Below are 13790 nucleotides of genomic sequence, written 5' to 3'. Positions count from 1 at the left end.
GTTTTTGCGATCGCTTGTTTTTTCTCCGACTTCACAAAATCGCGTTGCTCCCAGTGCGATCGGTAGATTAAAAAATATATCATTCCACCAAGAAAGAGGAGAAAGCATATAGCCAATCCCAACGAGTAATCCTCCTCGCAATTTCTTAAACACTCACACACTCCTGCTAATTAAACTAAAACACATCTATTTTGCACCCATCAGATTTACTGAATATCTTGTGGGATGGGCATACTTCTCTACGAGATGCTACGCGAACGACAAGCTCAGTACAAGTCTTGCCCGTCCTCATGATGCAAGTTAAATGAAAAAAGAAATTTCCTCAAATTCAATATTCTGTTCTTACCCAATTTTCTAAATTAATACCTTGAACTCTTAACAAATCAGAATCATTAGAGACTAGAATTAAACCGCGTGTAATTGCAGTTGCTGCAATCAATATATCTTGCTCCTGAATAGTAAAACCTCGGCGTTGTAAGTCCAAATGAATTTCGCAGGCTCTTTCAATAATCTCTAAATCATCTATTAATAACACTTGATAAATTTGACAAAAGTTTTGGAATTCAGCTAACTGTCTGGTTGCGTTGATCGCTAAAAGGCCTCGTTTGACTTCATAGTAAGTTATACAACTAATAAATACATCTTGTCTCAGTCGGCGAACTTCCCTAAATCTCTGATCTACAGTTGCATTTTTCTTCAAAATGTAAGAGACAATATTTGAATCTAGTAAATAACTCACTTTATCGGTCTTCCTTCTACCACTGCATCAAAAATTTCTATCTGCTCAGGTGTTAAATCATTCAAAGTCCCAGAAACTGACTCTAACATTAAAAGACTATCAATTCTCTCTGTCAAATCATCCTCCTTAATTTCCCTCATCTCCTCTGGTGAAAACTGCCCAAATAACTCCACCAACATTTCGATCATTTCACGTTTGTTTAACTTAACCTGATATAAACTATTACCCTGAATTAGCTTCTCCACAATGGGCGATATCCGGTTGTGTAGCTCCTGACTGTAATTTAAAACTTCCTGCATAATTACCCCTCATATATAGATTCATTACCCTAATTATAATTAATTCCTCTCCGCGTTACCTCTGCGTTAACCTCAGCGCCCCTCTGCGTTAAAAAAAGGGCAGACCTTTCAGCCCACCCTGCAAAAACTTAAGAGAATATTCCGTTGCTAATTAACCCAACAAAGCCTTAGCCTTAGCCAAAACATTATCAACACTAAAGCCAAACTTCTCCATACAAACATTACCTGGAGCCGAAGCACCAAAAGTGTCGATACTAACAGTATCACCTTCGCTACCAACATACTTGTGCCAGCCGAAACTAGCAGCAGCTTCTACAGACAAACGCTTGGTAACAGCTTTAGGTAGAACAGACTCCTTATAAGCTGCATCTTGTGCGTCAAACAAATCACTGGAAGGCATAGAGACAACACGAACCTTCTTACCTTCGGCTGTCAATTTCTCCCCTGCTGTGACACAAAGGCTTAACTCTGAACCAGTACCAATCAAGATGATATCGGGAGTACCTTGGCAATCTACGACAGTATAAGCACCCTGAGCCACCTTCTCAATCGAAGTACCTGCTAAGTTGGGGACATTTTGACGAGTGAAAGCTAACAGAGAAGGAGCGTTTTCCTTGGCCTTGGTAATTGCGACTTTGTACGCACCAGAGCATTCGTTACCGTCTGCGGGACGAAATACAGTCAGGTTAGGAATAGCACGTAAAGATGCTAGAGTTTCTATTGGTTGGTGGGTAGGACCATCTTCACCTTGTCCGATGGAGTCGTGAGTCATCACCCAAATTGCGCCGACTTGAGACAAAGCAGATAAGCGGATAGCAGCCCGCATATAATCTGTGAAAATCAAGAAGGTCGCACCGTAGGGAATTAATCCCGAACCATGCAGCGCCATACCATTACAGATTGCGCCCATACCGTGTTCCCGGACACCAAAGTGAATGTTGGGATTTTGGTACGCTCCTTTCTGGAAGTCGCCCTTGCCCTTCAATTCAGTTAAGTTGGAGTGAGTCAAGTCAGCAGAACCACCGATTAACTCTGGTAAAACTGCTGCTAATTTATTCAGACAGTTTTCTGAGTGTTTACGGGTAGGTAATCCTTTGTCTTCGGGGGTGTAGCTAGGTAGTACCTTATCCCAACCGTCGGGCAGTTTAGCACTGACGTAACGTTCAAATTCCGCCGCTTCTTGGGGATATTTGGTTTTGTAGTCGGCAAATGTCTTGTTCCATTCAGCTTCGTAGCTTGCTCCACGTTCGACTGCTTTGCGTGTGTGGTCAAGAGCATCTTGAGGAACTACGAAAGGCTCGTGTTCCCAGTTGAGTTGTTTACGAGTTAAGGCAATTTCGTCTGCACCCAAAGCCGCACCGTGAATACCAGCAGTGTTTTGCTTATTGGGTGAACCATAACCGATGGTGGTAGTCACCTTAATCATGGTGGGCTTGTCGGTGACAGCTTTGGCTGCTTCAATTGCTTTGGCAATGGAATTTAAATCGGTGTTACCATTTGCAACGTGCAGGACGTGCCAGCCGTAAGCTTCAAAGCGCTTAGAAACATCTTCGGTGAATGCTACATCTGTAGAACCATCGATGGAGATGTGGTTGTCGTCGTACAGAGCAATGAGTTTGCCTAATCCCAAGTGACCTGCGAAGGAAGCCGCTTCACCAGAAATACCTTCCATGTTACAACCATCACCTAGAATTACATAGGTGTAATGGTCAACAATTTTGGCATCTGGTTTGTTATATTTGGCAGCTAGATGGGCTTCTGCCATTGCTAAACCAACTCCATTAGCAATACCTTGTCCCAAGGGGCCAGTTGTAACTTCTACACCAGGGGTTTCAAAGTTTTCTGGGTGTCCTGGGGTCTTAGACCCCCATTGACGGAATTGCTTGATATCTTCTATGGTGACGCTATCGTAACCTGTCAAATAAAGCAGGGCATACAGCAACATTGAGCCATGACCGGCAGACAAGACAAAGCGATCGCGGTTGAACCACTTGGGATTTTTGGGATTAAACCGCATAAAGCGATCCCAGAGGACAAAAGCCATAGGAGCTGCGCCCATTGGCAATCCTGGGTGTCCTGATTTAGCTTTTTCTACGGCATCAACTGCCAAAAAACGAATCGAGTTAATACAAAGTTCTTCGAGGGATTGGGTTGCAACAGCCATAATCTCTTATTCTTAACGACAGGTTAACACTCTTGGAGCTTTTTTTCTAACTGGGGTTGTTCTGCACAGTTAGCAGTTAACAGTTAAAGGTTATCAGTTTTCTTCACTCAACTTGGTAACTGAATCACTGATTGAATTTTCCCCATAGTATCTTTATCATCCCATTGCCCATTGTTGATGGACAAGCGGGATCTCCTGAGATTCTAGTGATCAATCAATCTGATTATTAGGTCAAGCGTTCAGCATGACCTAGTAATGAAAGGTATTTGTGATACTTTTGACAAAATAATCTCAGGAGAGCCGAAAACGGCAGAGTAGAGAATTTTAAGCGTACTTCTTAAAGGCTAGTGTGACATTGTGACCACCAAAGCCAAAGGAGTTGGATAAGGCGATCGCCACTTCTTGAGCGCGGCTGGTATGAGCTACGTAATCTAGATCACACTCTGGCTCAGGATTTTCTAAATTGATCGTGGGGGGTATTTGATCATGAGCGATCGCTAAAACTGTGGCGACTGCTTCAATACCTCCCGAACCACCCAACAGATGACCTGTCATCGATTTGGTGGAACTGACAGCGATTTTATAGGCGTGATCGCCCAAAGCTGTTTTCATCGCCGCCGTTTCCGTGGAATCATTGGCTGGGGTGCTAGTACCATGAGCATTAATGTAGCTCACCATTTCTGGAGTGATACCGCCATCTTTGAGTGCCAGTTGAATTGCTCTAGCAGCACCTGTACCACCTGGGACTGGGGAAGTCATGTGGTAAGCGTCACAGGTCATACCATAGCCAACCATTTCCGCATAAATGCGAGCGCCACGACTGAGGGCGTGTTCTAGCTCTTCTAGTACGAGAATGCCCCCACCTTCACCCATGACAAACCCATCGCGATCGCGGTCGAAAGGACGACAAGCATGAGCCGGATCATCATTGCGAGTGGAAAGCGCTCGTGCTGCGGCAAAACCAGCTAAACCCAGAGGTGTAATTGCTGCCTCACAGCCCCCGCAAATCATCGCCTGAGCATAACCATTTTGAATGATGCGAAAAGCATCCCCAATGGCGTTAGAACCTGCGGCGCAGGCTGTCACAGCACAGGAATTAGGCCCTTTAGCACCGATGTGAATTGCTGTTAATCCAGCCGCCATGTTAGCGATCATCATCGGAATCATGAACGGACTACAGCGATCAGGGCCACGGTTAAGATAAATGGTTTGTTGGTCTTCCATCACCTTCAGTCCACCCACGCCGGAGCCAATCATCACTCCCACCTGTTCGGCATTTAGTTCATTAATGACTAATTTTGCATCAGAAACAGCTTGTTTAGCAGCTGATACGCCAAATTGGGCAAACCGATCCATGCGCTTGGCTTCTTTGCGATCCATGTAAGCGAGGGGATCGAAGTTTTTGACTTCCCCAGCAATGCGACAATCATGGCTAGAGGCATCAAAATGTGTAATGTTGCCAATGCCATTGCGTCCGGTTAACAATCCTTCCCAATATTCATCTGGTGTATTACCAATTGGTGTAATCGCGCCAACACCAGTTACAACAACGCGTTTACGTTTATAGTCTGTCATCTCTTAGTTAAAATGGGCGAGAAAGCTGCAAATAAAGGGACTGGGGACTGGGAAACAGGTATGGTCAGAAACCCGATAATAGTTAATTAAGAAGATTTTTATCTATATTCAATTATTACCAGTACTTAATACCCAGTACCCAACTCCCATTGCCCCTTATCCCCATAGGAGTCCCGAGTTCCCTCATCCCTGTTTAGGCGGATGCGGCAACTTTGTCGTTGATGTAATCCACCGCTTCTTGAACCGTCGTAATTTTTTCGGCGGCTTCATCGGGAATTTCGATATCAAATTCTTCTTCTAATGCCATAACTAATTCCACGGTATCTAGGGAATCAGCCCCCAGATCATTGGCGAAATTAGCTTGTGGTGTAATTTTGTCAGTCTCAACACTGAGTTGATCGACAACAATTTTCTTGACTTTTTCAAAAATGTCTGCTTGACTCATACGATAAATATCCTTGACCAGTTGCTATTATGCGCTCTTGATGGGCGATGTGTTTTTGAGCATATACATCTTATCGGAAAGAGCGATCGCCCGTATACTACCAAGGGCTTTTCCTGAAGAAATATTTACTCTAAAGGACACACTTAGGCTCTGTTCTTAAGATAACAGTTTAACTACTCAAAAAGACTTCGGATACCAGGACACACCAGGCGATCGCATCAACCTGTAAGTGCTGATATTTAGCAGTTCTTAGCAATTTTTTGCAGATTGTCCAAAATTAACTCTGTACAGTGTTCCTGTCCAGGAATGCTAAAACGGTTATTATCAGGGCAACTGCCTTTAACCAAATATACTTTTATGCTAACTCAGACCCTAAAATACGCCTATTACCCTGGCTGTGTGGCTCAAGGAGCTTGTCGAGAACTGTATTTATCAACTCAAGCCCTAACTCAAGTATTGGGCATTGAACTGATTGAACTGAAAAAAGCTGCTTGCTGCGGTTCAGGTACATTTAAAGAAGATTCCCAATTATTAGAAGATACTGTCAACGCCCGCAATATTGCCTTAGCAGAAGAATTAAATTTACCCTTACTGACCCATTGCAGCACTTGTCAGGGTGTAATTGGTCATGTGAACGAAAACCTGAAACAATGCCAAACAGACAATCCTGGCTACGTTGAACAAGTAAATGGTTTGCTGCAAAAAGAAGGGTGTTCACCTTATCGTGGTAGTAGCGAAGTTAAACATATTCTCTATGCCCTGCTCACAGATTATGGTTTAGAGGAAATTACTAAACGTGTAACTCGTAAGTTAACGGGATTAAAATGTGCAGCTTTTTATGGCTGCTATCTCCTCCGCGCTCAAAAGTATATGCCCTATGATGACCCTTTCCACCCCGAAGGCATGGAAAATATGTTTCGGGCGGTAGGCGCAACCCCAATTTATTATCGTGGTCGAACTCAGTGTTGCGGCTGGCCTCTTTCTAGTTACGCTACTAACCAGTCTTTCCAGATGGCTGGGATGCACATTCAAGATGCTTTAGATAACGGTGCTGACTGTATAGTTACTCCTTGTCCTCTGTGCCATCTGAATTTAGATTCTCGTCAGCCAGAAGTAGAAAAGGTGATTGAGAAACGTTTGGGTTTACCAATTTTGCATTTACCGCAGTTGATTGCTTTGGCTTTAGGAGTTAGCCCCAAGGAACTCGGTTTAGATCGTCACATCGTTTCTACCCAGCCAGTTTTAGAAAAATTAGGGATTAGTTATTAGTCATTGGTCATTAGTCATTAGTTATTGGTGATTGATGCTTGGTGATTGGGAAAAGATTTCCTCTGAGTCCCCAATACGGGCGGGTTCATAGATATCATTAAATACCAATGAGGATATTACTCAACCCGCCCCTACAACCTTCCCAATACCCACTTACTTTTTCCCTAACTGGCGTTGTAATTGCCTGAAGGATTGATACATTTCTGGCAAACGATGATATATAGCAGATGCTTTAAGATATAGTTTGTGAGGCACTGCTGGCATCCCGGAGACAATTTCTCCTGGTGCGACATCATGATGAATTCCGGCTTGAGCAGAGGCGATCGCACCATCACCAATTTTTACTTGATTGGAAACTCCTGACTGTCCCGCCAAAATAACACGCTTCCCCACTTTCACGCCTCCAGCTAGTCCAGCTTGTCCAGCGATCGCACAACCTGCACCAATTTGGCAACCATGTCCTATTTGCACTAAGTTATCAATTATTGTATGACTACCTACGCGTGTTTCGCCCACGGCTGGGCGGTCAATGGCACTATTAGAACCAACTTCTACATGATCCTCTAAGACTGTATAGCCAGATTGTTCCATTTTTAGCCAACCAGTACGTGTAGGCACAAAACCAAAGCCTTCTGCACCGATTACAGTCCCACTGTGAATTACGCAATCGGTACCGATGCGGGTACGTTCATGGATAGTGCAGTTAGCGTGTAAGGTGGTGCGATCGCCTATCTTAGCATCGGGATAAATAACTACATTGGGATGAATAATTGCACCATTGCCAATTTCTACACCCTGCTGGACTACAACATGAGCGCCAATGTAAACATCTTGACCTAGTTTGGCTGTGGGATGAATCACCGCACTAGGATGAATTTCTGGGCTGGGGCGATATGGTTGGTAAAAAAGTGCGATCGCCTGTGCAAACAACAATCGCGGATCTGACGTGGCGATCCAAGCTATACCCCGTTCTTGTGCTTGTAACTGTAACGTTTTATCTGGGGGCAGAATTAAAGCACTAGCCTTCGTCTGGCTAACCAGAGACGCAAACTTTGCCCCTTCAACGTAACTAAGATGACCAGGTGCAGCTTCATCTAAGGCCGCTAAACCTGTAATTTCTGGGTCTCGGTTATTGCTGAGACTATTATCTGTCGCAGCTTCGGCAAGTTTACTGACAATTTCGTTAAATTTCATGGTGGTGTATTCAAGTCTAAAAAGATTGAAGCACAGAGAAGAACATTTCTGTGCAAGCATACATAAAAAATCTAGGATACGGGAAACTCAGTCACGTAGCCAAATTTTTTGACCTTGTGGTGTTTTTCAGTCGCCAGTTCCCATCGCGTTACCAGCTAAATATGAGGTCGTCCAAGCACTTTGGAAGTTAAAACCACCGGTAATACCATCAATATCTAAAATTTCTCCGGCAAAGTAAAGACCAGGAATTAACTTGCTTTCCATTGTCTTAAAGTTAACTTCTGTGAGATTGACACCGCCACAGGTGACAAATTCTTCTTTAAAAACTCCCTTGCCTTGAATTAAGTATTCTCCCTGAGTCAGTTCTTGGACTAGCTGATTTAATTTTTGTTTGGTTAATTCTGCCCAACGGTCTTCTGTGCTAATACCTGCACGGTCTACAATATATTGCCAGAGGCGATGGGGTAGATCAACTCCACGATGTAAGGCGATCGCCTTTTGTCCCCATTCTGCTTTCACTGCTAAGATTTTTTCACGTACTTGTTCTTGCTTGAAATCAGGCAACCAATTGACTAATAATGTAGCTCGATAGCGGTTTTCGTGCAGAAATCTTGCACCCCAAGCCGAAAGCTTGAGGACAGCCGGTCCACTCATCCCCCAGTGGGTAATTAATAATGGACCAGTTTGTTCTAGTAGGGGTTTTCCTGTTCCAGCTAACCGTAACTGCACAGGATTCATACTCACTCCAGCCAATGCTCTCAGCTTGGGATCGGGAATATTAAAGGTAAATAAAGAAGGTACAGGAGGTTCAATGTGATGACCAAACTCTCTGGCAATTTTATAACCCACAGGGTTGCTTCCTGTTGCCAATAGTAAGCGATCGCACTTTTTGGTTTCTCCCGATTTCAACAGAATTTCAAATCCTGCTTCTGGGTTAACTTTTTTCACAGCAACTACTGCTGATCCCAAGCGTAATTCTACCCCAAATTTGGCTGTAGCTTTAATCAGACATTCCACAATGGTTTCGGAATTATCTGTAATGGGAAACATTCGGCCATCGGCTTCGGTTTTCAGACGTACACCTTGTTCTGTAAACCAATCGACTGTATCTTGAGCTTGAAAGCGAGTGAAAGCACCCCTGAGCGCTTTTCCACCTCTGGGGTAACTTTGGACTAATCTGGCTGGTTCAAAGCAAGCATGAGTGACGTTACAACGTCCTCCACCGGATATCAGGACTTTCGCCAGTGGTTGACGACTAGCTTCGATTAAAGTGACATGGGCGTGAGGATTAACTTTAGCACAAGCGATCGCGCCGAAAAATCCGGCCGCCCCACCCCCAATAACTACAATGTTTAACGGCAGCAGTTGATTATTCAAGGACAAAAACGTTTATTATATAGCACCTACTACTAGGCTAGCGGTTATTTTCACGGTTCTAGCGGTTCAAATAAATCTTTGGTCGCGCCGCAAACTGGACACACCCAATCCTCTGGGATATCTTCAAAGGGTGTTCCTGGGGCTATCCCACTATCAGGATCGCCAATTTCGGGGTCATATTCGTAGCCGCAAACAGTACATAAATACTTTTCCATCGTTTTTTCCCTCTTTCAGATTATATTGAGACTACAACCGCCACCAAGTTCTCTGTACATAGCTAATAATCCCCACAGCGATCGCCCCTAGTAACAATAGCCCAATCACTCCACCTGGAATAAACGTCAAAATACCAAAACCTCTCAGTACCCAAACGGCTAGTCCAATGCCGAGAAGAACGCCAAAAATTTGGGTTAATGTCCGATTTAAAGAAGATTGATTCACTTCAGTTACCTTTTCTTTATATTTGCGTAAACCATGCAATTTACTGGAAAAACCATGTATTTGTGCTATTGTAGCGGTTGAAAATTCGATTTTTATCCATAAATAGTGCTGTTTTGATGGTCACTAAATTATAGTTTTGATGAAAAGTGACAAGAAATACGGTTTTTACAGTATTATTGCGGAATAATGTCCTGAAAATGATTTGTTTGGTAAGTATAGCACTGGAACTAGGATTTAGTGGCTGGGAGTTGATCCTATCTAATGGTTCACAGTTTCAGGGCTAACACAGGTGGAGAAGTGGAGGAGTGAATATGTCTGCGTTTCATATCTCAGACTCGATGATTAGAGGTTTGAATATGCCTTGGAGTCAGGAAAAGCAATCGTCGCTGATGCAGGGCGAAATTTTGCTGCAAACGCAATCCCATACAGCCTGCGGTGGATCTGTTACCGCCTGTATGTATTTACCAATATTGCGATCGCAGGTATGGCAGCAATTAACTGATTACCCTCGTTGGGTACAATATTTTCCAGACCTCACTCAAAGTGAAGTTTTGTCTAAAGGCGAAGTTAAGCGACTGTATCAAGTTGCACAAAAGACGTTTTTGTTTTTTACGGCTCAAGTTGAAATCTATCTTGATGTTGTAGAATTGTTAGGGCAACAAATTCAATTCCGGATGCATAAAGGGAATTTTGTTGACTTTACAGCCATTTTAGATTTAAAAGATTTTGGCAATGGCACTTTGTTGGCATATCAAGTCAAAGCTACGCCTAATATTCCCATCCCTGCAATTTTCATTCAACAAGCTATGAACTTTGAATTGCCTGCAAATATGCGTAAGATGCGACAAGTTTTATGTAAGGTTCAATAAAGGCAATGTTACAGGCAAAAACAATTTTGGAATTTTGGTTTGGTCATCCAGATGCACCAGATTACGGCAAACCCAAAGCTTATTGGTTTGGCGAGAAAGCCGAATTTGATCAGGAAATTCAAAATCAATTTCTCTCAGCTTACCAAAAAGCAGCAGACGGATATCTAGACGACTGGATTGATTCAGCCGAAACCTGTTTAGCACTGATTCTATTATTGGATCAGTTTCCCCGAAATATGTTTCGTGGTACGCCGGAAGCCTTTGCAACTGACTGGGAAGCACTTTCAGCCGCCCAATACGCAGTTGTACAAGGATATGACTGCCAACTTTTGCCTGTACAACGCTGGTTTATTTATTTACCTTTTGAACACAGTGAAAACCTCACTCATCAGCGTCAGTGTGTCAAGCTGTTTCAGCAACTGAGTCATGATCCTGATAGTGCGAAAGCAATTGAACACTCATTAAGTCATCAAGAAATAATTGCGCGTTTTGGGCGTTTTCCTCATCGCAATAGTATTTTAGGACGGACTTCAACTGCATCGGAAAAGGAATTTTTGCAGCAGCCAAGTTCATGGTTTTAGGCTAGTAACGCCATCTAGGGCGTGTTTTCAAACTTTAGAAGTAGGTTGGGTTAAGCGCAGCGCAACCCAACGAAGCAAACCAAATATTGGGTAAAGTTGGGTTTCCCAAAACCTCAACCCAACCTACATTTACGTCTAATTTTGGGTTTGAAAACAGTCCCTAGCACCTAGTTCACGTAGTCAAGACCTCCACAGGTAAGCGACTGAAGGAAAGGCGCTCATTCTGCACATCAACAAAAATGGTGTCGCCGTCGTTGAAGTCACCACGCAAGATAGATTTGGCAATTTGAGTTTCTAATTCTCTCTGAATGGCTCGTTTGAGTGGACGCGCTCCATATACAGGGTCATACCCTACTTCGGCTAAAAAGTCAAGGGCAGAATCTGAGAGTTTCAAGGACATCTTGCGTTGGCAAAGCCCACCGGAGGTATCGCTTAATCTTCCTCTTAACCTCTCTACTTGTAACAGCACAATTTGTCGTAGTTCTTTTTTATCCAAACCGTGGAAGATGATAATTTCATCAATGCGGTTGAGGAACTCTGGACGGAAGCTATTTCGCATTGCTTCCATAACTCGGCGGCGCATTTCATCGTAATGTTCGGCTTCACCGGCGACATCGAGAATATATTGAGAACCGATGTTACTTGTCATGATAATAATCGCGTTTTTGAAGTCCACTGTCCGACCTTGGGAATCAGTCACACGACCATCATCGAGAATTTGCAGTAAAATATTGAACACGTCAGCGTGTGCTTTTTCGATTTCGTCGAAGAGAATCACCGCATAAGGACGGCGACGAATTACTTCGGTTAATTGACCGCCTTCTTCATAACCGACATATCCTGGAGGCGCACCAATTAATCGGGAAACTGCGTGTTTCTCCATATATTCAGACATATCAATCCGCACTAAAGATTCTTCAGTGTCGAACATATATGCCGCTAAGGCTTTGGCTAGTTCGGTTTTACCTACACCTGTGGGACCGAGGAAAATAAAACTCGCAATGGGACGATTTGGATCAGCCAATCCCGCACGCGATCGCTGAATCGCATCGGCTACAGCTGTGACAGCTTCGGCTTGTCCAATGACTCGGTTATGCAGTTCATCTTCTAAATGCAGCAGTTTTTCCTTCTCCGATTCCACTAACTTGCTGATCGGGATTCTCGTCCACTTAGAAATAATTTCCGCAATGTCAGCTTCTGTAACTTCCTCACGCAATAGAGATTTGCCAGTTCTTTGAACATTGGCTAATTCACCTTCTGCTGTTTCTAATTGGCGGTGTAAATTAGTTAACTTGCCATATTTCAACTCAGCGGCGCGATTCAGGTCATAATTTCGTTCTGATTGCTGCACCTCTAAGTTAACTCGGTCAATTTCTTCTTTAATTGACTGAATTTTATTGATAATATCCTTTTCCGACTGCCATTGAGCTGTGAGAGTTCTTTGTTCTTCTTTGAGATCCGCCAGTTCCTTTTCAATTCTTTCTAAACGTTCTCGCGAAGCTGCATCAGTTTCTTTTTGCAAAGACAGCTTTTCCATTTCCAATTGCAAAATCTTCCGGTCGATTTCGTCTAATTCCTCTGGTTTAGAAGTAATTTCCATTTTCAAGCGGGCGGCGGCTTCGTCTACCAAGTCAATGGCTTTATCTGGGAGGAAGCGATCGCTAATATACCGACTGGACAATGTAGCGGCTGCAACTAAAGCACTATCGGAAATTCTCACCCCGTGGTGGACTTCATAGCGTTCTTTCAAACCGCGCAAAATCGAAATGGTATCTGTGACGCTGGGTTGGTCTACATAAACCTGCTGGAACCGTCTTTCTAGAGCCGCATCTTTTTCGATATACTTGCGATATTCATCTAAAGTGGTCGCCCCAATACACCGCAATTCACCCCGCGCCAACATCGGTTTTAACAAGTTACCGGCATCCATCGCCCCTTGAGTCGCACCCGCGCCGACCACAGTATGAATTTCATCAATAAATAGAACTATATTCCCACCAGATTCCGTAACTTCTTTTAATACTGCTTTCAGGCGTTCTTCAAATTCGCCCCGGAATTTAGCCCCGGCGATTAAAGCCCCCATATCTAAAGAGATCAACTTGCGGTCTTTGAGGGACTGGGGGACATCACCAGCAATAATGCGTTGGGCTAGACCTTCCGCGATCGCAGTTTTACCAACACCCGGTTCACCAATTAACACAGGGTTATTCTTAGTCCGCCGGGAGAGAATCTGCACAGTGCGGCGAATTTCATCATCCCGCCCAATGACTGGATCAAGTTGACCTTTCCGTGCTGCTTCTGTGAGGTCACGTCCATATTTTTCCAGTGCTTCATATTTGCCTTCTGGATTTTGGTCGGTCACTTTTTGACTCCCACGAATTTGTTTAATGATTTTCTTGAGCTTGCTTTCGTCTAAACCGAATTCTTGAAATAAACTTTTACCAAAGCGGTCATCTTTGGCATAAGCGAGCAATAAATGCTCAATTGAGATATATTCGTCCTTGAAATCCTGACGATAGACATCGGCTCTATCTAATAGTGTATCTAAACTTCGTCCCAAAAATACGGAGGTGCTGCTACCAGATACCTTTGGTTGACGTTGGAGGAATTGCTCGGTGCGGTCGCGGATTTTTTGCAAATCAACACCCGCCTTCGTTAAAATGCTGCTGGCTAGACCATCTTGTTCTAGCAGCGCTTTCATCAGGTGTTCACTTTCGATTTGCTGTTGCTGATATTGTTTAGCAATATCTGGGGTATGAGCGATCGCTTCCCAGGCTTTTTCGGTAAATTGATTAGGATTAGTGGGTTGCATAGGCTTTTCGATAAACCACTCCAAA

Annotated in this window: 13 protein-coding genes; 3 read left to right on the top strand and 10 right to left on the bottom strand. The window is 43.7% G+C overall.

What is annotated here, in order from left to right:
- Positions 1-328: 328 nt before the first annotated feature.
- From ACM0OW_RS07910 to acpP, 5 genes are all read right to left on the bottom strand, one after another.
- Entirely contained in the window at positions 329-739 is a 411-nt protein-coding gene (locus ACM0OW_RS07910) for a type II toxin-antitoxin system VapC family toxin (protein WP_414549474.1), read from the bottom strand.
- The gene (locus ACM0OW_RS07905) at positions 736-1038 is read right to left on the bottom strand and encodes a hypothetical protein (RefSeq protein ID WP_414549473.1); all 303 of its coding nucleotides are present in this window, start codon (positions 1036-1038) and stop codon (positions 736-738) included. Before ACM0OW_RS07905 ends, ACM0OW_RS07910 begins: the two co-directional genes overlap by 4 nt.
- A gap of 151 nt (positions 1039-1189) precedes the next feature.
- Positions 1190-3202, bottom strand: a complete 2013-nt coding sequence (gene tkt, locus ACM0OW_RS07900) for a transketolase (protein WP_414549472.1) — start codon at positions 3200-3202, stop codon at positions 1190-1192.
- Between the two features lie 324 nt (positions 3203-3526).
- On the bottom strand, positions 3527-4777 hold the full coding sequence (fabF, locus tag ACM0OW_RS07895; protein WP_414549471.1) for a beta-ketoacyl-ACP synthase II: 1251 nt from the start codon (positions 4775-4777) through the stop codon (positions 3527-3529).
- Between the two features lie 193 nt (positions 4778-4970).
- On the bottom strand, positions 4971-5222 hold the full coding sequence (acpP, locus tag ACM0OW_RS07890; protein WP_414549470.1) for an acyl carrier protein: 252 nt from the start codon (positions 5220-5222) through the stop codon (positions 4971-4973).
- A 357-nt stretch (positions 5223-5579) separates the two neighbouring features.
- Here acpP and ACM0OW_RS07885 point away from each other — a divergent pair, with 357 nt between their 5' ends.
- On the top strand, positions 5580-6491 hold the full coding sequence (locus tag ACM0OW_RS07885) for a CoB--CoM heterodisulfide reductase iron-sulfur subunit B family protein (protein WP_414549469.1): 912 nt from the start codon (positions 5580-5582) through the stop codon (positions 6489-6491).
- Between the two features lie 153 nt (positions 6492-6644).
- Here ACM0OW_RS07885 and lpxD read toward each other — a convergent pair whose 3' ends face one another.
- The 4 genes from lpxD to ACM0OW_RS07865 all read right to left on the bottom strand — a co-directional run bounded on the left by lpxD (position 6645) and on the right by ACM0OW_RS07865 (position 9503).
- The gene (gene lpxD, locus ACM0OW_RS07880; RefSeq protein ID WP_414549468.1) at positions 6645-7685 is read right to left on the bottom strand and encodes a UDP-3-O-(3-hydroxymyristoyl)glucosamine N-acyltransferase; all 1041 of its coding nucleotides are present in this window, start codon (positions 7683-7685) and stop codon (positions 6645-6647) included.
- Positions 7686-7811: 126 nt separating this feature from the next.
- Entirely contained in the window at positions 7812-9050 is a 1239-nt protein-coding gene (locus tag ACM0OW_RS07875) for an NAD(P)/FAD-dependent oxidoreductase (protein ID WP_414549490.1), read from the bottom strand.
- A 62-nt stretch (positions 9051-9112) separates the two neighbouring features.
- Positions 9113-9277: a rubredoxin gene (gene rd, locus ACM0OW_RS07870; protein WP_414549467.1), complete on the bottom strand. Its 165-nt coding sequence runs from the start codon at positions 9275-9277 to the stop codon at positions 9113-9115.
- Positions 9278-9308: 31 nt separating this feature from the next.
- On the bottom strand, positions 9309-9503 hold the full coding sequence (locus ACM0OW_RS07865) for a hypothetical protein (RefSeq protein WP_414549466.1): 195 nt from the start codon (positions 9501-9503) through the stop codon (positions 9309-9311).
- 311 nt (positions 9504-9814) lie between these two features.
- Here ACM0OW_RS07865 and ACM0OW_RS07860 point away from each other — a divergent pair, with 311 nt between their 5' ends.
- Both ACM0OW_RS07860 and ACM0OW_RS07855 read left to right on the top strand, forming a co-directional pair.
- Positions 9815-10372, top strand: coding sequence for an SRPBCC family protein (locus ACM0OW_RS07860; RefSeq protein WP_414549465.1), 558 nt, complete (start codon positions 9815-9817; stop codon positions 10370-10372).
- A gap of 5 nt (positions 10373-10377) precedes the next feature.
- Entirely contained in the window at positions 10378-10953 is a 576-nt protein-coding gene (locus ACM0OW_RS07855; protein WP_414549464.1) for a DUF924 family protein, read from the top strand.
- Between the two features lie 172 nt (positions 10954-11125).
- Here the strand turns inward: ACM0OW_RS07855 and clpB are convergent, their stop codons facing one another.
- Positions 11126-13765: an ATP-dependent chaperone ClpB gene (gene clpB / locus ACM0OW_RS07850; protein ID WP_414549463.1), complete on the bottom strand. Its 2640-nt coding sequence runs from the start codon at positions 13763-13765 to the stop codon at positions 11126-11128.
- Positions 13766-13790 lie beyond the last annotated feature (25 nt).

This window comes from Anabaena sp. CCY 0017 (genome assembly GCF_963920885.1).
In the GTDB taxonomy this organism is placed as follows: domain Bacteria; phylum Cyanobacteriota; class Cyanobacteriia; order Cyanobacteriales; family Nostocaceae; genus Nodularia.
The sequence above is the reverse complement of the archived record's forward strand: the minus strand, read 5'-3'. Positions and strand labels throughout refer to the sequence as shown.